The organism is Mesorhizobium sp. BR1-1-2 (assembly GCF_020165435.1).
Lineage (GTDB): Bacteria > Pseudomonadota > Alphaproteobacteria > Rhizobiales > Rhizobiaceae > Mesorhizobium.
Genome location: NZ_JAIUID010000006.1, coordinates 87,208 through 106,770 on the forward strand (window position 1 = coordinate 87,208; position 19,563 = coordinate 106,770).

Consider the following 19,563-nt stretch of genomic DNA (forward strand, 5'->3'; position numbering starts at 1 on the left):
GTGATTCCCGCCGCATCTTTCGCAGGCAAGCGTGTTTCGCTCTTCGGGCTCGGCGGCTCGGGGATCGCGACCGCGCGCGCGCTGATCGAGGGCGGGGCCGAGGTGCTGGCCTGGGACGACAATCCCGACAGTGTCGCCAAGGCGGCGGCCGACGGGATTTCAACCGGCGACCTGCGCGCAGCCGACTGGGCTCGATTTTCCGCTTTCGTGCTGTCGCCCGGCGTGCCCTTGACGCATCCCAAACCGCACTGGACGGTCGAACTGGCGCGCGGTTCGGGTGTCGAGATCATCGGCGACGTCGAGCTTTTCTGCCGCGAGCGAATGCTGGGCGCGCCGACGGCGCCGTTCATCGCCATCACCGGCACCAATGGCAAGTCGACGACGACCGCGCTCACGGCCCATATCCTCAAGGCTTCCGGGCGCGATACGCAGATGGGCGGCAATATCGGCCGCGCCGTGATGACGCTCGATCCGCCGCAACCCGACCGTCACTATGTCGTCGAATGCTCGTCCTACCAGATCGACCTCGCGCCCTCGATCGACCCGACCGCCGGCATCCTGCTCAATTTGACGCCGGACCACCTCGACCGTCACGGCACCATGCAGCATTACGCTTCGATCAAGGAGCGGCTGGTTGCCGGCAGCGAGACCGCGATCATCGGCATCGACGATTCCTGGTGCGCGCAGATCGCCGAACGGCTGGAGCGGGCTGGGCGGCACGTCATCCGCATTTCCAAGCGGCTGCCGCTGACCGACGGCTATTTCGCCGACGGCACCGATCTGATGGAAGCCGTGCATGGCCGCTACAGTCGGGTCGCCTTCCTCGAAGGCATCGGCTCACTGCGTGGGCAGCACAATGCGCAAAACGCGCTTGCCGCGGTCGCCGCCTGCCTCAAGGTCGGGCTCGACCTCGGCGAGATACAGTCCGGGCTGGAAAGCTTTCCGGGACTGGCGCATCGCATGGAGCAGGTCGGCCGCAAGGGTCACGTGCTGTTCGTCAACGATTCCAAGGCGACCAACGCCGATGCGGCGGCCCCCGCGCTGTCGAGCTTCAGCCGCATCTACTGGATCGCCGGCGGCCTGCCCAAGGAAGGCGGCATCGAGCCGCTGCGCGGCTTCTTCCCGCGTATCGCCAAGGCCTATCTGATCGGCGAGGCAGCGCCGGCCTTTTCGGCGACGCTGGGCGAGGCGGTGCCGTATGAGATATCGGGCACGCTTGCCGCGGCGGTCGCGCATGCGGCGCACGATGCGGCCCAGGACGATGGCGGCGAGGCGGTGGTGCTGTTGTCGCCAGCCTGCGCCAGTTTCGACCAGTTCAAGAATTTCGAGGTCCGCGGCGAAGCCTTCAGGCAAGCTGCGAATGCTATCGAGGGCGTCAAACCCATCGGAGGGGCACGATAATGCAGAGCCGTCTCGACAAAAGCCCGGTTGCGACCTGGTGGTGGACCATCGATCGCTGGTTCCTGGCGGCGTTCCTGTCGCTGATGGGGCTGGGCATAGTCTTGTCCTTCGCCGCAAGTCCCGCGGTCGCCGAACGCATCGGCCTCGACAGTTTTCACTTCGCTACCAGGCAGATCATCTTCACCGTACCGGCGCTCGGCGTGATGCTGGCGGTGTCCTTTCTCGATTCCAGAGAGATCCGGCGCATGGCGCTGATCATGCTATGCCTGATGCTGGTGCTGATGGTGGCGGTGCTCTACATCGGCGTCGAGGTGAAAGGCGCGCGGCGCTGGGTGTCGCTTGCCGGCCTGTCGATCCAGCCCTCGGAGTTTTTGAAACCCGCCTTCGTCATCATGTGCGCCTGGCTGTTCGCCGAACACAAGCGCCAGCCCGACATTCCGGGCAATCTCTTTGCCATGCTGCTCTTGGTGCTGGTCGTATCGCTGCTGGTGGCGCAGCCGGACCTCGGCCAGACCATGCTGACGACCGGCACCTGGGGCATCATGTTCTTTATGGCGGGGCTGCCATGGCTATGGATCGTCGTGCTGGGTGCCGCCGGCGTCGGCGGCGTCTTTGCCGCCTATACGGTGTTTCCGCACGTCGCTCTGCGTATCGACAAGTTCCTCACCGGCGAAGGCGACACGTTCCAGGTCGATATGGGTCGCGACGCGTTGATCAATGGCGGCTGGTTCGGCGTCGGGCCGGGCGAGGGCACCGTCAAACGGGTCATCCCCGACAGCCATGCCGATTTCGTCTTTTCGGTCGCGGGCGAGGAATTCGGACTGATCATGTGTTTCTTCATCATGTCCATCTTCGCCTTCATCGTGCTGCGCGGCCTCAACACGGCGCTGAAGGAGCATGACGATTTCACCCGCTATGCGGTCGGCGGCCTCGTCACCGTGTTCGGCCTGCAGGCAGTCATCAACATGTGCGTCAACCTGCAACTCGTGCCGGCCAAGGGCATGACGCTGCCGTTCATCTCCTATGGCGGCTCTTCGCAGATTGCCATCGCCATCTCGATGGGAATGGTGCTGGCGCTGACGCGCAAACGGCCGGAAAAGCGCAAGCAGGTTGGCTTTACCTTGCCGCAGCGCGCCATGCCGGCGGAGTGACATGGCCAGAGGCGTCATCCTTCTCGCGGCGGGCGGAACCGGCGGACATCTGTTTCCGGCGGAAGCGCTGGCGCATGAGTTGAACGCGCGTGGCTGGACGGTGCATCTGGCGACCGACGACCGCGCCGAGCGCTTTGCCGGCCACTTCCCGGCTGCCGCCGTCCATCCGATCCGGTCCGCGACGCTAGGTTCGAAAAATCCTGTCGCCCTGCTTGGCGCCTTCTGGAAAATCTGGCGCGGCGTGCGCCAGGCATCCGCCGTCATCGGCAGGATCAAGCCCGATGCCGTGGTCGGCTTTGGCGGCTACCCGACCTTGCCGCCGCTCTACGCCGCGACGCGGCGCAAGGTGCCGACGCTGATCCACGAGCAGAACGCTGTGATGGGACGCGCCAACCGGGCGCTGGCCAGCCGCGTCGATGCGATTGCCGGCGGCTTCCTGCCGCAGGACGACAGCCCGGTCGGCGCCAAAACGGTGACGACAGGCAATCCGGTTCGCCCACAGGTGCTCGAAGCCGCAAAGACCGCCTACGTTGCCTCGGCCGGGGATGATCCCTTCCGCCTGCTGGTATTCGGCGGCAGCCAAGGCGCGCAGTTCTTCTCCGATGCGGTCCCGGCGGCCGTCGCTTTGCTCCCCGAGGCACTCCGCAAGCGGCTGGTGATCACGCAGCAGGCGCGGGCCGATGATGTCGGGCGGGTGAAGGCGGCCTATGCAGCGCTCGGCGTCGGTGTCGAGGTCTCGCCCTTCTTCAGCGACATGGCGGCGCGCATAGCGGCCGCACAGTTGGTGATGTCGCGCTCCGGTGCCTCGACCGTGTCGGAAATCGCCGTCATCGGCCGACCGGCGCTGCTGGTGCCTTATCCCTATGCGCTAGATCACGACCAGGCCGCGAACGCAGCCGCTCTTGCGGCCGCCGGCGGTGGCGAGGTGGAGCCGCAATCCTCGCTTTCGCCCGAGCGCATCGCGGCGTTGATCGGCGCCCTGATGGACGATCCCGAACGGCTCACGGCAATGGCTGCCGCGGCGAAGTCGGTCGGCAAACCGGACGCCGCGCGGTTGCTCGCCGATCTCACAGAGGCTATTGCGTCCCGCAAAACCGTTTCGGATTTCAGGAAGGGAACGCCCGCATGAAGATGCCGCAGACCATAGGCCTCGTGCATTTCATCGGCATTGGCGGCATCGGCATGAGCGGCATCGCCGAAGTGCTGCACAATCTCGGCTACAAGGTGCAGGGGTCCGATCAGGCCGACAGCGCCAATGTGCAGCGGCTGCGCGACAAGGGGATCGAGTGCTTTGTCGGCCACAAGGAAGAAAACCTCGGCGATGCCGAAGTGGTGGTCGTCTCGACGGCTATCAAGAAATCCAACCCCGAACTGAAGGCGGCGAGGGAGAGATTGCTGCCGATCGTGCGCCGCGCCGAAATGCTGGCCGAACTGATGCGCTTCCGCCAGGCAGTGGCGATCGGCGGCACGCACGGCAAGACGACGACGACCTCGATGGTGGCGACGCTGCTCGAAGCCGGCGGGCTCGATCCGACCGTCATCAATGGCGGCATCATCAACGCCTATGGCACCAATGCGCGCATGGGGGACGGCGAGTGGATGGTGGTCGAAGCCGACGAGAGCGACGGGACCTTCCTCAAGCTGCCGGCCGATATCGCCGTCGTCACCAATATCGATCCCGAACATCTCGATCACTACGGCAGTTTCGACAAGGTGCGCGAAGCCTTCCGCCAGTTCGTCGAGAACGTGCCGTTCTACGGCTTTGGCGTCATGTGCACCGACCACCCGGAGGTGCAGGCGCTGGTCGGCCGCATCGAGGACCGCCGCGTCATCACCTATGGCGAGAACGCGCAGGCCGACGTGCGCTTCGCCAACCACCGCATGGCCGGCGCGACCTCGGAATTCGACGTGGTGATCCGCGACCGCAAGGGGCGCGGCCAGACGACGATATCGGATCTGCGCCTGCCGATGCCCGGCCGCCACAACGTTTCCAACGCGACGGCGGCAATCGCGGTGGCGCATGAGCTCGGCCTGTCGGCCGAGGCGATCAAGAAAGGCCTGTCGTCCTTCGCCGGCGTCAAGCGCCGCTTCACCCACACCGGCTCCTGGAATGGCGTCGAAGTGTTCGACGATTACGGCCACCATCCGGTCGAGATCGCGGCGGTGCTGAAAGCCGCGCGCAGCGCCACCAAGGGCCGCGTCATCGCCATTGCCCAGCCGCACCGCTTTACCCGGCTGCATGATCTGTTCAACGAATTCTCCGCCTGCTTCAACGACGCCGACACGGTGATGGTGGCGCCGGTCTACGCCGCCGGCGAAGAGCCGATCGAGGGCGTGACTTCGGACGCGCTGGTGTCGCGCATCCGCGCCGGCGGCCATCGCGACGCGCGCTACATCGAGGGTCCGGAGGCAATAGCGCCTGTTATCCGTGATCTGGCCAGGCCTGGCGACTTCGTCGTCTTCCTCGGCGCCGGCAACATCACGCAATGGGCCTATGCGCTGCCCAAGGAACTGGCCGTGTCATGATGCAGGGCCAGGCGCTGATCGACAGACTTGGCGGCCGGCTTGCCGGCCTGCGCGGCCGCATCACGCCGAATGCCGAGATGGACAAGATCACCTGGTTCCGCGCCGGAGGACTGGCCGAGGCGCTCTTTCAGCCAGCGGACGAGGCGGATCTCGCTGCTTTCCTGAAAGCGGTTCCCGAAGAGATACCGCTCACCATAGTCGGCGTCGGCTCGAACTTGCTTGTGCGCGATGGCGGTATTCCAGGCTTCGTCATAAGGCTGTCGGCCAAGGGGTTCGGTGAAACCGAAATTGTTTCGCCGACATCGATCAAGGCTGGCGCGGCCACGCCCGACAAGCGCATCGCGGCGGCGGCGCTGGAAGCCGGCATCGGCGGCTTCCATTTCTACCACGGCATACCGGGCGCCATCGGCGGGGCGCTGAGGATGAACGCCGGCGCCAATGGCGTCGAGACGCGCGAGCGCGTCGTCGAGGTGCGTGCGCTCGACCGCAAGGGCAACGTCCAGACGCTGAGCAATGCCGATATGGGCTATGCCTACCGGCATTCGTCGGCACCGTCCGGGCTGATCTTCACCTCGGCGATTTTCGAGGGATTTGCCGAAGACAAGGCCGTGATCAAGGCCGCGATGGACGCGGTGCAGAACCATCGCGAGACGGTGCAGCCGATCCGGGAGAAGACCGGTGGCTCGACATTCAAGAATCCTGAAGGCACCTCAGCCTGGAAAGAGATCGACAAGGCAGGGTGCCGCGGCCTGCTGATCGGCGGCGCGCAGATGTCGCCCATGCACTGCAATTTCATGATCAACACGGGGACGGCGACCGGCTACGAACTCGAATATCTCGGCGAAACGGTGCGCGCCCGGGTGCTCGAACATTCCGGCATCCGACTGCAGTGGGAGATCAAGCGCATCGGGGACTTCCGCCCCGGACACGCCGTGCAGGAGTTTCTTGGACAGCTGCTCTAGCCGCGGTTGAAGTTCATGTGACGCATGAACTTCAACCGGTCCGGAACGACCGCGCGACCGTTGCTCCAAAGACTCAACAGCACGGTTTTCGCATCCATTTTCTCAGAAAGTGAATCTCTCGGAATCATAAGCACTTGCCAGTGAATCAACTCTCTGATTCTCTGCTCCAAAGCGTTTCCTGATTTGAGTCGTTCGACGCGTTTCCCGCGTTTTCCGTCTGGGGGGCAACCTGCCGGGAGACTCGGACTCAATGTTGCGGAAATCTTGGTTTTTGATCCGCCGTGAGAGGGGATGACGGGGAATGAAAAACAAGCATGTGGCCGTCCTGCTGGGTGGTTTCTCGTCCGAGCGGCCCGTGTCCCTGTCTTCGGGAAAGGCCTGCGCCGATGCGCTTGAGACGGAAGGCTATCAAGTCACGCGCGTCGATGTCGGGCGCGACGTCGGCTCCGTGCTTGCCGATCTCAGGCCTGATGTCGCCTTCAATGCGCTGCATGGTCCTTTTGGCGAGGATGGCACCATTCAGGGCATTCTCGAATATCTCGGCATTCCCTACACCCATTCCGGCGTGCTCGCCTCGGCGCTTGCGATGAACAAGGAGCAGTCGAAGAAAGTCGTGAAATTGGCCGGCGTCCCCGTCGCCGAATCGAAGATCGCCAATCGCTTCGCCATTCAGAACAGCCATCCGATGAAGCCGCCTTATGTGGTGAAGCCGGTCAATGAGGGGTCGAGCTTCGGCGTCGTGATCGTGCATGAGGGGCAGTCGCATCCGCCGCAGGTCATCGGCTCGTCCGAGTGGAAATATGGCGATACCGTCATGGTCGAGCGCTACATCCATGGGCGCGAGCTGACCTGTGCCGTCATGGGCGACGTGGCGCTTGGCGTCTGCGAGATTATCCCGACGGGCCATTCGTTCTATGACTACGATTCAAAATATGTCGCGGGGGGATCAAAACACGAATGCCCCGCAAAAGTTTCACCGAATATTTACCAAAAAGTACAGACACTGGCGCTCAAGGCTCACCAAGCTGTCGGCTGTCGGGGCGTTTCCCGGTCGGACTTCCGTTATGACGATCGTCACTCCGAAAATGGCGAGGTTGTATGGCTCGAGGTCAATACCCAGCCGGGCATGACGCCGACGTCTCTGGTGCCTGAAATCGCCGCCCAGGCAGGGCATTCGTTCGGCGATCTGTTGAGTTGGATGGTGGAGGACGCTTCGTGTCTGCGTTGAAGTGGGGGCAGGGCAAGGGGAAGGGCGCGGCCGGGCCGGCGCTGTTCAGCCTGCCATTGTCATCAGGCCATTTCGTGCTGCCGCGCGTGCTTCGCCGCCCGGTGCGCATCCTGGCGCGCCTGGGCGAAGGCGAGTTCCAGGCGCCGCGCTTCTCCGCCGCGCTCATGTCGGCCGTGCTCATTTTTTCGAGCGGCGCCTATGGCGCCTATCTCGGCGGTCACGCCGACGGCATCGTCCAGAGCATCACCGCCCGCACCGGCTTCGCCGTCGACCAGGTCAAGGTTGTCGGCAATCGCCAGACGTCGGAGATCGATATACTCGACAGGCTCGAACTCGATGGCTGGACGTCGCTGATCGGCTTCGATGCCGAGGCGGCGCGGGAACGCATCGCCACTTTGCCCTGGATCGAGGTCGCCGCGGTGCGCAAGGTCTATCCGCACACATTGGAGGTGCGCGTCGAGGAGCGTCAGGCGTTCGCGCTTTGGCAGCAGGGCAGCGCTCTCTCCGTCATCGAAAAAGACGGTGCCGTTATCGCGCCGTTCTCGGGTGGCAAGCAGGTGCTGCTGCCATTGCTGATCGGAGCCGGCGCGCCGGCCAAGGCACCGGAATTCCTGGCGAAGATCGAAAAATACCCGGATCTCGCGACCCGCATCAGGGGCTATGTCCGTGTTGGCGATCGGCGCTGGGACCTGAAGCTGGACAATGGCATCACCGTCAAGCTCCCCGAGGATGGCGAGGATCAGGCACTCGCCGAGCTCGTCGGCATGGATCATGACAAGGGGCTGTTGTCGCGCGACATCGCCGCCGTCGACATGCGGCTGTCCGACCGGCTGGTCGTGCAACTGACGCCGGAGGCGGCGACCCAGCGCGAAGCCGCGCTCAACGAAAAACCAAAGGCGCTGAAGCGCAAGCCGGAGACGAAGATATGAGCTGGCTTGGCGGTTCAGGCGATGCCTCGTCGCGCCGCTCCGGCACCTTGACGGTGCTGGATGTCGGTTCGAACAAGGTCTGTTGCATGGTGGCGAAGCTGAAGCCATGCGATGACGGCAAGCTGCTGCGCGGACGCTCGCACCGCATCCAGGTGATCGGCATCGGACACCAGAAGTCGCAGGGCGTCAAATCGGGCGTCGTCATCGATCTCGATCGTGCCGAACATGCCATTCGCCTCTCCGTCGACGCCGCCGAGCGCATGGCGGGGCTGACGGTCGATTCGCTGATCGTGAACATGACTGCCGGCCGGCTGAAGAGCGAAGCCTTCTCGGCTACCATAAACCTCGGCGGCCATGAGGCCGACGAGGCCGACATCAAGCGGGTGCTCGGTGCCGGCGCCAAGCAGGCGCTGAAGACCGAGCGCGAGGTGGTCCATTCGCTCCCCGTCGGCTTCTCGCTCGACGCTGAGCGCGGCGTGCGCGATCCGCGCGGCATGGTCGGCGACACGCTTGGCGTCGACATGCATGTGCTGACCGGCGACGCCGCTCCGATGCGCAATCTGGAGCTCTCCATCAACCGCTCGCATCTTTCGGTCGAGCGCATGGTGGCGACGCCCTATGCCAGCGGGCTGGCGGCATTGGTCGACGACGAACTGGAACTGGGCGCCGCCTGCATCGATATGGGCGGCGGCACGACGACGATCTCGGTGTTTTCGGAAGGCAAGTTCGTCCATGGCGACGCCATCGCCATCGGCGGCAACCACGTCACGCTGGACATGGCCAAGGGACTGTCGACCTCGCTCGATGCCGCCGAGCGGCTCAAAGTGATGCACGGTTCGGCGTTGCCCGGCAGCGCCGATGACCGCGACCTGGTCTCGATCCAGCCGATCGGCGACGAGGGCGAAGTGCCGCTCCAGATTCCGCGCTCCGTCATGACGCGCATCGTGCGCGCCCGCATCGACGAGACGCTCGAGCTTTTGCGCGACCGGCTGAACAAGTCCGGCTACGGCAATGCGGTGGGCAAGCGTGTGGTGCTGACCGGCGGCGCCAGCCAGCTTGCCGGCCTGCCGGAAGCGGCGCGCCGCATCCTGGGACGCAATGTGCGCATCGGCCGCCCGCTTGGCGTGGCGGGCCTGCCCGAAGCGGCGAAGGGGCCGGCCTTCTCGGCGGCCGTCGGCTTGTTGATCTACCCGCAGATGGCGAGCTTCGAGAGCCATCCGGCGAAAGGAATTTCCGGTCTCAGGATGACCGGAACGGGCGGAAAACTGCATCGCATGAGTCAGTGGTTGAGAGACAGTTTCTAATTGACGGGGACAGCCCCATAAGTGGCCGCGGCGGCGAAGCGGCAGGAAAGGCAAAGGACGGAGACAATGACCATCAATCTGCAAAAGCCGGACATCACCGAGCTTAAGCCACGCATCACCGTGTTCGGCGTCGGCGGCGGCGGCGGCAACGCCGTCAACAACATGATCACCGCCGGTCTGCGCGGCGTCGAGTTCGTTGTCGCCAACACCGACGCGCAGGCGCTGACCATGTCGAAAGCCGACCGGCTGATCCAGCTCGGCGCGCATGTCACCGAGGGGCTCGGCGCCGGATCGCAGCCGGAAGTCGGCCGCGCGGCGGCGGAAGAATGCATCGACGAGATCATCGATCACCTGTCCAACACCCATATGTGCTTCGTCACCGCGGGCATGGGCGGCGGTACGGGCACGGGAGCGGCGCCGGTCGTGGCGCGCGCCGCCCGCGAGAAAGGCATCCTCACTGTCGGCGTCGTCACCAAGCCGTTCCATTTCGAAGGCCAGCGCCGCATGAAAACGGCGGATTTCGGCATCGAGGAGCTGCAGAAATGCGTCGACACGCTGATCGTCATCCCCAACCAGAACCTGTTCCGGCTGGCCAATGACAAGACCACCTTCGCCGACGCGTTCGCCATGGCCGACCAGGTGCTCTATTCGGGTGTAGCCTGCATCACCGACCTGATGGTCAAGGAAGGCCTGATCAATCTCGACTTCGCGGACGTTCGTTCGGTGATGCGCGAGATGGGCAAGGCGATGATGGGCACCGGCGAGGCATCGGGCGAGGGCCGCGCGATGGCGGCCGCGGAAGCCGCGATCGCCAACCCGCTGCTCGACGAGACCTCGATGAAGGGCGCCAAGGGCCTGCTGATCTCGATCACTGGCGGCCGCGACCTGACGCTGTTCGAAGTCGACGAAGCGGCGACCCGCATCCGCGAGGAAGTCGACCAGGACGCCAACATCATCCTGGGCGCCACTTTCGACGAGGAGCTCGAAGGCGTCATCCGCGTCTCGGTTGTCGCCACCGGCATCGACAAGTCGGCGGCCGAAATCGCTGCCGCGCCGATCTCGATCCGCACCGCGCCGCAGAAGCCGGCCGCCCGCCCGGCCGTTGCCGCGGTGGAAAGCCGCCCCGCGCCGGTCCAGCAGGCCGCGTACGAGCCGCGCACCGCCGATCCTGTCGCGGAAGCGATCCAGATGGCCGAAGCAAACGCCGCGGCGATGGCGCAAGCCCGTCCGGCACCGGTTGCCCATGCGGATGATTTCCGTCCGCAGAGCAAGATCTTCCAGGCTCCGCCGGCGCAGCCCCAGCCGATCGTGCAGCCCGTGGTCCAGCAGATGCAGCCGGCGCCCCAGCCGCGCGAGATCCTGCGTGAAGTCCAGCAGCCGGTCGCGATGGCCCCCCAGCGCATGCCGCGCGTCGAGGACTTTCCGCCTGTCGTGAAAGCCGAGGTCGACGCCAAGAGCCGACCCGCCGACCATGAGAACAGCGGACCAATGGGGCTCCTGAAGCGTCTGACCAATGGCCTGACGCGCCGTGAGGAAGAGCCGGCACGCCTGCAACCGGCGCAGCCGCGCGAGCCCAAGCTGCGTCAGGCCGCGCCGGAAGTGCGCCGTCTGGCAAGCCAGGACGCGCAGCTCTACGCGCCGCGTCGCGGCCAGCTCGACGACCAGGGCCGCTTGACGCCGCAGGCCAGGGCGACTCAGGACGACGACCAGCTGGAGATTCCGGCGTTCCTGCGCCGCCAGGCCAACTGAGCGGTTAACGGGCTGTAACAATTGTTAACAGGCAAGCAAGCAATTGCTTGCCTGTTAACGTTTAAAGGAATGCAAATTCAAGCACTTAAGATGTCATCCATACGTCGGTTGCGGTTACAAAGGGTAAGAAACCGTGATTTGGACTATCCCTGTCGGGACATTATCTTCGCTGCCTACCGTCGTCGGTTTGCCGGGATTTCGGGGGAAGTGACCTGGCCTGCCGATTTTTTTACAAGAGAGCCGCGCCCTCGGGCTGGAGAAGCGGACCTAGGCATTTCGGGCTTATGGGGATTGTCTTGCACGACTATCAGACGACAGTGAAGACGCGCGCGTCGCTTACGGGCACCGGCGTTCACAGCGGCAAGGAAGTTTCCATCAGCTTTCTACCAGCGGATGCCGACACCGGCATCGTTTTCCAGCTTTTCAATGAGAACGGGCAAGGCCGCGAGTTCCGCGCCCTGTTTTCCGAGATCGGCGCAACCGACCTGTGCACCATGCTCGGTGATCCCTCTGGCGAGCACATCGCCACGGTCGAGCACATCATGGCGGCGCTGTTCGGGCTCGGCATCGACAACGTCATCATCGAGATCGACGGCCATGAGGTCCCTATCCTCGACGGCAGCGCCATGGCGTTCGTCGAGGCCATAGACCAGGCCGGCATCGAAACGCTGTCGGTCAAGCGGCGCTACATCCGGATCGTCAAGCCGGTCCGCATCGAGAACGGTGCCTCCTGGGCTGAGTTCAGGCCCTATGATGGTACCCGCTTCGAGGTCGAGATCGATTTCGAGAGCCCGGCGATCGGCCGGCAGCTGTTCGCGTCCGACATCAATGCGGACATTTTCCGCCGCGACATCGCGCGCGCCCGCACCTTCGGCTTCATGAAGGACGTCGAGCGGCTGTGGGCGGCGGGCTATGCGCTGGGATCCTCGCTTGAGAATTCGCTGGTGATCGGTGACGACAACCGCGTCATCAACATGGGCGGCTTGCGCTATCCCAACGAATTCGTACGACACAAGACGCTGGATGCCATGGGCGACCTGGCGCTGGCCGGGGCCCGCTTCATCGGCTGCTTCCGCTCCTATCGTGGCGGCCATAGGCTGAATGCGGCCGCCTTGCGGCGCGTGCTGTCGGACCGTACCGCATTCGAGGTCGTCGAAACGACTCGCCGCGAGCGCGGCCGTGCGGCCGAGATGAGCACCGTCAACGCGCCTCTCTATGCGCCCTGGATGATCTGAGTCGCCGCCACTTTCCGGATACCATCGCAGCTCGCTGGTGTTGCATGAATGCATCATTTGCCGGCGAAATCGCAGGGATGCTCCGGGGCGGCCCGGCCGCCACAAAAATGTTCGATTGCCTAGACATAGCGTTGCCGGGCAAGGCGGTTATGGTTTATGGCTGCTGCCGTCGATAGTGCATGTCGCCTGGGAGTGGGGACCAGTTTTGGGGAAACGATATGCAACAGGCACTGAAATAACGCCGAAAGGGCGCAATCCAATCATGTTCTTCAAGCGAGTTGGTCAATTGAAAGCGCCGCAGCGGTCCGTTTTCCTGGCGCTTTCGGTGGTTGTTCCATCGCTCTTCCTGTCTGCTTGCATGTCCTCGGAAAAAGATATCGACCTGTCGACCTATGTCGATCAGACCGAGCCGGCGGACGTTCTTTACAACCAAGGCCTCGCCAATTTGAATGCCGGACGTCTCGACGAGGCGAGCAAGAAGTTCGACGCGGTCGACCGCCAGCATCCTTATTCGGAGTGGGCCCGCAAATCGATGGTGATGGGCGCCTTCGCCGACTATCGCAAGGGCAGCTACGACGAAGCGATCTCGTCAGCCAAGCGTTATCTGACGCTGTATCCGTCAACGGATGACGCGGCTTATGCGCAGTACATTATCGGCCTTAGCTACTACCGCCAGATCAAGGACGTGACGCAGGATCAGAAGGAAGCGCGCCAGACCGTGCAGACGATGCAGGATCTCGTCACGCGCTGGCCTGATTCAGAATATGTCGATGACGCCAAGGAAAAGATCCGCTTCGCCAACGACCAGCTCGCCGGCAAGGAGATGCAGATCGGCCGCTATTATCTCGAACGCCGCGAATACATCGCCGCGGTCAAGCGCTTCCGCAATGTGGTCGAGAACTATTCCAACACCCGCCATGTCGAGGAGGCGCTGGCGCGCCTGACCGAGAGCTATTATGCGATGGGCCTGACTTCGGAGGCGCAGACCGCCGCCGCCGTTCTCGGCACCAATTATCCCGACAGCCCATGGTACAAGGATTCCTACAAGCTCCTGCAGAGCAACGGGCTTGCGCCGCGCGAGAATGCCGGGTCGTGGATATCCAAGGCCGGGAAATTGATCACCGGCGCCTGATGCAGGCGTAACCATGCTTTCCAGGCTATCGATCCGCGATATCGTCCTGATCGAGAAGCTGGATATCGACTTCCAGCCCGGTCTCTCGGTGCTGACGGGCGAGACCGGCGCCGGAAAATCCATCCTGCTCGACGCCCTGTCCTTGGCACTTGGGGCTCGCGGTGACGCTTCCCTGGTGCGCCACGGCGCGGCACAGGGCCAGGTGATTGCCGTGTTCGACGTGCCGCGCAACCATCCGGTGCGCGCGCTGCTTGCCGAGAATGCGATCGAGGACGACGGCGACATCATCCTGCGCCGCTTGCAGACGGCGGACGGCCGCACCCGCGTCTTCGTCAACGACCAGCCGTCCAGCGTGACGCTGATGCGCGACGTCGGCCGCGCGCTGGTCGAGATCCACGGCCAGCATGACGAACGCGCCCTTGTCGATCCCGGCGCCCATCGCGACGTGCTCGACGCTTTCGGCGGCCATCTCGGCGCCGTCCGGTCGACGGGCGAGGCCTGGCGGCATTGGCGCGCCTGCGAGCAGGAGCTCTCGCGCCATCGCGCCAAGGTGGCGGCGGCGGCACGCGAAGCGGACTACCTGCGCGCAGCGGTCACCGAGCTGACCAAGCTCGATCCGCAGCCGGGTGAGGAAACTGAGCTTGCCGACTTGCGCGCCCACATGATGCGGGCCGAGAAGATCGCCTCCGAAATCCACGACGCGCAGGACGTGCTTTCGGGTCCATCCTCGCCCTTGCCGCAACTGGCCAGCCTGCTCAGGCGGTTGCAGCGCAAGGCCGGCGAGGCCCCCGGGCTGCTCGATGAAGTGGTCAAGTCGCTGGACGAGGCGATGCTGTCGCTCGACGCGGCGCAGTCGGGCGTCGAGGCGGCCTTGCGCGCCACGGAATATGATCCGCAGCGGCTGGAAAAGGCGGAAGAGCGGTTGTTTTCGCTGCGCGCGGCATCGCGCAAGCACAGCGTTGCCGTCGATGATTTGGCGCAATTGCGCGACACGATGGTTGCCGATCTTGCCGATCTCGACGCCGGCGAGGAGCGCCTGCACGGGCTGGAAAAGCAGGCGGCCGCCGCGCGCGAGGCCTATGATATCGCCGCCGCGCAGCTGTCCTCGCTTCGCCATGCGGCGGCGGTCGGCCTGACCAAGGCGGTGATGGCCGAACTGCCGGCGCTGAAGCTCGAACGCGCTGCCTTCATCGTCGAGATGAAGAGCGAGGCCGAGAGCCGCATGGAAGAGGGCATCGACCAGATCGAGTTCTGGGTGCGCACCAATCCCGGCACGCGACCCGGGCCGATGATGAAGGTTGCTTCCGGCGGCGAGCTTTCGCGCTTCCTGCTGGCGCTGAAGGTGGCGCTGGCCGACCGGGGCTCGGCGCCGACGCTGGTCTTCGATGAAATCGACACGGGTGTGGGCGGCGCCGTGGCGGATGCCATCGGCCAGCGGCTGGCAAGATTGTCGAAGCGCGTGCAGGTGCTCTCTGTCACGCATGCGCCGCAGGTGGCGGCGCGTGCGGCGACGCATTTCCTGATCTCCAAATCCGGCAGTACCGACAAGGTCGCGACCGGCATCGCCGAAATGGACCGGGCGGCGCGCCAGGAAGAGATCGCTCGCATGCTGGCCGGGGCCACCATCACCGACGAGGCGCGCGCTGCGGCCGAGAGGTTGCTGCGGGAGAACACGGCGGCTGCCTGAAAGCTCGGTTTTCGCGAAGGCGAGTCAGGATATGGCTGCATCCTGCTGTTCAGGAATGATTTTTTCGCAGGCCGGCTCCCTCCTGCCAAATCCTGATTTATAGTGGCGCCCAACCAAAGCGCGCCGCGCCTTGGTTATTGTTTTGCGCATGTCGTTGCCCCAAAATCGCACCATATTTTGGGCGGCGTGCATTGGTCAGGGAAGCCGTGCGATGTCTGAAAGACCCGTCGATTCACTCAGTGAGAGCGAAGCCGAAGCGGAGCTGAAGCGCCTGGCGCAGGAGATCGCGGAGCATGACCGCCGCTACCATACCGAGGACGCGCCTGTTATCACCGACGCGGCCTATGATGCGCTGACCCGGCGCAACCTTGCCATCGAGCAGCGCTTTCCCGCCCTGGTGCGCGAGGATTCGCCATCGCGCAGGGTGGGTGCCGCGCCGGCGGAGGGCTTTGCCAAGGTGCGCCATGCGGTGCCCATGCTCAGCCTCGCCAAGGCTTATACCGACGAGGACGTCGCCGATTTCATCGAACGCGGCCGGCGCTTCTTCGACCGCGACAAGGATCTCGACATCGCCTTCACGGCCGAACCCAAGATCGACGGCCTGTCGGCGTCGCTGCGTTACGAGAACGGCGTGTTCGTGCAGGGCGCAACGCGCGGCGATGGCGCTGTCGGCGAAGACATCACCGCCAATCTCAGGACCATCGCCGATATACCCGGCAGGCTGAAAGGCTCGGGCTGGCCCGAAACCATCGAGATTCGCGGCGAGGTCTATATGACCTATGCCGAATTCGAGGCGCTGAAGGCACGCTCGGCGGCCGCCGGCGGCCAGGACTATGTCAATCCGCGCAACACGGCGGCCGGCTCGCTGCGCCAGAAGGATCCCTCCGTCACCGCCAGCCGCAACCTCAAATTCTTTGCCTATGCCTGGGGCTACACGACAGCCGATCCCGCTCCGACACAATACGATTCGGTGCAGAAATTCGCGGAATGGGGCTTCAAAGTCAGCCCGCTGATGGTGCGGGCAAAGTCGGTCGACGAGCTGATCGCGCATTATCACCGCATCGAGGAGCAGCGCTCCTCGTTGGGTTACGACATCGACGGTGTCGTCTATAAGGTCGACCAGCTGGAGTTGCAGCGCCGGTGGGGCTTCGTAACCGGCGAACCGCGCTGGGCCATCGCGCACAAATTTCCGGCCGAACAGGCGATGACGACCGTGCAGAAGATCGACATCCAGGTCGGGCGCACCGGCACGCTGGCGCCTGTCGCGCGGCTTGCACCGGTGACCGTCGGCGGCGTCGTGGTCGAGAACGTCACGCTGCACAATGAGGACTACATCAAGGGTTTCGACAGCAACGGCCAGCCGATCCGCGACGGCATCGACGTGCGCATCGGCGACACTGTGGTGATCCAACGGGCAGGGGATGTCATTCCGCAGATCGTCAGCGTCGTCGTCGACAAGCGCCCTCCCGATGCCGTGCCTTACGAATTCCCACATACTTGCCCGATCTGCGGCTCGCCGGCGACGCGCGAGATCAACGAGAAGACCGGCAAGGAGGATTCCCGCAGGCGTTGCACGGGCGAACTGATCTGCCCCGCGCAAGCCGTGGAAGGGCTGCGCCACTTCGTGTCGCGCGGGGCCATGGACATAGAGGGCCTGGGCGCGGAAAACATCGACCTGTTCTTCAATGCGGGCCTGGTCAAGACGGCCGCCGACATCTTCACGCTCAGGGACCGGCGTCCTGCGGTCACCAAGGCGCTGGCCGAGCGGCGCGAGGAGCAGGCGAGGCAGCGCGAGGCGGCGTCCGGCAAGACGCGCAAGAATGTGCGCGGCGTCGAGGACCGCAACTATGAAGGGTTGGACAAGCTGTTCGCCGCCATCGATGCGCGCCGCGAACCGGAGCTCGACCGCTTCATCTTTGCGCTTGGGATCCGCCATATCGGCGAAACGACGGCGGCCGTGCTTGCCCGGACGTTTTCGACAATCGAGGAACTGATCCGCGTAGGCAAGGAGACCGCGGCGGCTGACGATCCGCATAGTGTCTTCCCGTCGATCAACGGCATCGGCGATACGGTGATCAACGCGCTTGCCGATTTCTTCGGCAATGAGCGCAATGACGACGTGCTTGACGCGTTGCTCAAGCAGGTCAGGCCGAAGCCGTATGTCGTTACCGTCTCGGCCGACAGCGTGGTCGCGGGCAAGACCGTCGTGTTCACGGGCTCGCTAGAAAAGATGACGCGTTCCGAAGCCAAGGCGATGGCCGAACGGCTGGGCGCCAAGGTGGCGGGCTCGGTTTCGGCCAAGACCGATCTGGTGGTGGCGGGGCCCGGCGCCGGCTCGAAACTCAAGCTTGCCAGTGAACTCGGCATCGAGGTCATAGACGAGGACGCGTGGCTGCAGCGGATCGGCAAGGCGTGATGTCAAGCGAATTCAAGGGGTTCGGCCAGAAGGCTATTCCGTTTCTGAAGGCGCTTGATTTCCACCAGAGCCGCGAGTGGTTCATAGAGAATCGCGACCTATTCGAACAGGAATTGCGCGATCCGCTGGGCGATCTGGTGGAGACGCTCACACGCCGTTTCGGCGAGGCCGGGCTCGGCCTCAAGGGCGACCGCAAGAAATCACTGTTCCGGATCAACCGGGACGTGCGTTTCGCAAAGGACAAGCGGCCTTACAACCGGCATCTGTCGGCGATCCTGTCGCCCGACGGCACCAAGATGGAGCAGGGCGTGTTCTATGTCCATGTCGGGCTGGAACGCTGCTTCGCCGACATTGCCTGGTGGCAGCCCGCCCCGGAACTGTTGCTCGCCATGCGCAAGGCGATCGCAGCAAAGCCGGACAGGTTCCGCGCCCTGGTGGCCGCCTTGAAGAAGAATGGCCTAGAGTTCGAGACGGAAGGCCGCATGAAGCGCACGCCGCGCGGCTTCGAGCATGTCGGCGATTCCGATCTGGCCGAGGCGATCCGCAACCGCCATTTCTATGTGCAGCATGTCATCGATCCGGCGGGGATCCACACCGCGGCGCTGGTCGACGAGCTGGTCGATTTCACCATGCGCGCCAAGCCGCTGCTCGACTGGGGCAGGGCGATAGAGGGCAAGATCGCGCAGGGCTAAGATTGGTCCCGGCGATCATTTCCGCTGATCGTTGGGCTCAACCGAATTCGTGTGACAAGGCGGGCCACGCTACCTAGATCAGGCCATTCTCCTGGGAGTTATCGATGGTGTCGGACGCAATCTCCGAGCACGGCGCAAAGAGCGATTTCTGGCAAGGCGTGCGGCTTTCCATGCCGGTCGTTGTGGCGTCGGCGCCGTTCGCGGTGCTGTTCGGGGCGCTGGCCGTCGACAATGGCTTTTCGGTGTTCGAAGCCTTCCTGATGAGCGCGCTGATATTCGGCGGTGCCAGCCAGATGGTCGGCATCGAGCTGTTCGGCCAGCATGTCGCGCCGTGGCTGATCGTGCTGTCGATCTTCGCCGTCAATTTTCGCCATGTGCTCTATTCCGCCGGTATTGGCCGGCGCATAGCGCACTGGCCCGGGGTCAGCCAAGCGCTCGGCTTCTTCATTCTCACCGATCCGCAATTCGCCGTCGCCGAGGCGAGGGCGCAGTCCGGCGAGACGGTCGGCTTCGCCTGGTATCTCGGGCTCGGCCTGCCGGTCTATGTATTCTGGGTGATCGAAAGCGCGCTCGGCGCGGTGTTCGGCAAGCTTATCCCCGACACGCATGCGCTGGGCATCGATTTCCTGCTGCCGATCTATTTCCTTGGCCTGGTGATGGGCTTCCGCAAGCGGCCGTTGTGGCTGCCGGTGGTCGTCGCCAGCGCTTGCGCCTCCATCATCGCCTACAAGACAATAGGTTCGCCCTGGCACGTCTCGATCGGCGCCATCGCCGGCGTGCTGCTGGCCGTCATCCTGCCGCCGCACCACTCAGGCGTGAAGACACGGCCATGAGCACGACATTCTGGATCATCATCGCCGGCGCGATCGCCACTTATCTCACCCGCGTCGGTGGGCATCTGGTCATCTCGCGCTTCGACAACATCCATCCGCGCGTCGAGGCCGGCCTCAATGCGGTGCCGGCGGCGGTGCTGACGACGCTGGTGGCGCCCGAGCTGTTGAATGCCGGCCCGGCGGAATGGGCGGCATTGGTCGTTACCGCCGCGGTTTCGCTGCGCGGCGGGCTGATGGCGATGTTTTTGGCGGGGGCTGCGATGCTGATCCTGGCGCGGCAGTTCGTGGGGTAGAGTTCGAGGCGCCAACGTTCGAAGT

16 protein-coding genes are annotated in these 19,563 nt (G+C 64.3%); all 16 read left to right on the forward strand.

The genetic code is table 11. The features are described from left to right. The 16 genes from murD (at position 1) to LB551_RS15805 (ending at position 19,538) form a co-directional block, all read left to right on the forward strand. Complete coding sequence (gene murD, locus LB551_RS15730) at positions 1 to 1,401, forward strand: UDP-N-acetylmuramoyl-L-alanine--D-glutamate ligase (RefSeq protein ID WP_224627229.1); 1,401 nt, start codon at positions 1 to 3, stop codon at positions 1,399 to 1,401. Continuing rightward, positions 1,401 to 2,552 (forward strand): putative lipid II flippase FtsW, encoded by a 1,152-nt coding sequence (ftsW, locus tag LB551_RS15735; RefSeq protein WP_224627231.1) that lies wholly within the window; start codon positions 1,401 to 1,403, stop codon positions 2,550 to 2,552. Before murD ends, ftsW begins: the two co-directional genes overlap by 1 nt. Before the next feature lies 1 nt (position 2,553). Continuing rightward, on the forward strand, positions 2,554 to 3,681 hold the full coding sequence (murG, locus tag LB551_RS15740; RefSeq protein WP_224659780.1) for an undecaprenyldiphospho-muramoylpentapeptide beta-N-acetylglucosaminyltransferase: 1,128 nt from the start codon (positions 2,554 to 2,556) through the stop codon (positions 3,679 to 3,681). Next, on the forward strand, positions 3,678 to 5,078 hold the full coding sequence (gene murC, locus LB551_RS15745; protein ID WP_224659781.1) for a UDP-N-acetylmuramate--L-alanine ligase: 1,401 nt from the start codon (positions 3,678 to 3,680) through the stop codon (positions 5,076 to 5,078). The genes murG and murC overlap by 4 nt, the downstream gene beginning before the upstream one ends. After that, positions 5,075 to 6,040, forward strand: coding sequence for a UDP-N-acetylmuramate dehydrogenase (gene murB / locus LB551_RS15750; protein ID WP_224659782.1), 966 nt, complete (start codon positions 5,075 to 5,077; stop codon positions 6,038 to 6,040). The genes murC and murB overlap by 4 nt, the downstream gene beginning before the upstream one ends. Positions 6,041 to 6,341: 301 nt before the next feature. After that, entirely contained in the window at positions 6,342 to 7,268 is a 927-nt protein-coding gene (locus LB551_RS15755) for a D-alanine--D-alanine ligase (RefSeq protein ID WP_224659783.1), read from the forward strand. Beyond that, positions 7,256 to 8,197, forward strand: coding sequence for a cell division protein FtsQ/DivIB (locus tag LB551_RS15760; protein WP_224659784.1), 942 nt, complete (start codon positions 7,256 to 7,258; stop codon positions 8,195 to 8,197). The genes LB551_RS15755 and LB551_RS15760 overlap by 13 nt, the downstream gene beginning before the upstream one ends. Next, a complete protein-coding gene (gene ftsA / locus LB551_RS15765; RefSeq protein WP_140553117.1) occupies positions 8,194 to 9,501 on the forward strand; it encodes a cell division protein FtsA in 1,308 nt (435 codons plus the stop codon). The genes LB551_RS15760 and ftsA overlap by 4 nt, the downstream gene beginning before the upstream one ends. Before the next feature lie 66 nt (positions 9,502 to 9,567). Further along, positions 9,568 to 11,250 (forward strand): cell division protein FtsZ, encoded by a 1,683-nt coding sequence (gene ftsZ, locus LB551_RS15770; protein ID WP_140553119.1) that lies wholly within the window; start codon positions 9,568 to 9,570, stop codon positions 11,248 to 11,250. A 284-nt stretch (positions 11,251 to 11,534) separates the two neighbouring features. After that, the gene (lpxC, locus tag LB551_RS15775) at positions 11,535 to 12,485 is read left to right on the forward strand and encodes a UDP-3-O-acyl-N-acetylglucosamine deacetylase (protein WP_224627239.1); all 951 of its coding nucleotides are present in this window, start codon (positions 11,535 to 11,537) and stop codon (positions 12,483 to 12,485) included. A 262-nt stretch (positions 12,486 to 12,747) separates the two neighbouring features. Continuing rightward, on the forward strand, positions 12,748 to 13,617 hold the full coding sequence (locus tag LB551_RS15780; protein ID WP_140553122.1) for an outer membrane protein assembly factor BamD: 870 nt from the start codon (positions 12,748 to 12,750) through the stop codon (positions 13,615 to 13,617). A gap of 13 nt (positions 13,618 to 13,630) precedes the next feature. After that, on the forward strand, positions 13,631 to 15,304 hold the full coding sequence (gene recN / locus LB551_RS15785) for a DNA repair protein RecN (RefSeq protein ID WP_224659785.1): 1,674 nt from the start codon (positions 13,631 to 13,633) through the stop codon (positions 15,302 to 15,304). Between the two features lie 211 nt (positions 15,305 to 15,515). After that, positions 15,516 to 17,720, forward strand: a complete 2,205-nt coding sequence (ligA, locus tag LB551_RS15790) for an NAD-dependent DNA ligase LigA (protein WP_224659786.1) — start codon at positions 15,516 to 15,518, stop codon at positions 17,718 to 17,720. Further along, positions 17,720 to 18,412: a DUF2461 domain-containing protein gene (locus LB551_RS15795; protein WP_224659787.1), complete on the forward strand. Its 693-nt coding sequence runs from the start codon at positions 17,720 to 17,722 to the stop codon at positions 18,410 to 18,412. Before ligA ends, LB551_RS15795 begins: the two co-directional genes overlap by 1 nt. A gap of 104 nt (positions 18,413 to 18,516) precedes the next feature. Further along, positions 18,517 to 19,245 (forward strand): AzlC family ABC transporter permease, encoded by a 729-nt coding sequence (locus tag LB551_RS15800; protein ID WP_224659788.1) that lies wholly within the window; start codon positions 18,517 to 18,519, stop codon positions 19,243 to 19,245. Then, positions 19,242 to 19,538: an AzlD family protein gene (locus LB551_RS15805; protein ID WP_140553128.1), complete on the forward strand. Its 297-nt coding sequence runs from the start codon at positions 19,242 to 19,244 to the stop codon at positions 19,536 to 19,538. The genes LB551_RS15800 and LB551_RS15805 overlap by 4 nt, the downstream gene beginning before the upstream one ends. Positions 19,539 to 19,563: the final 25 nt, after the last annotated feature.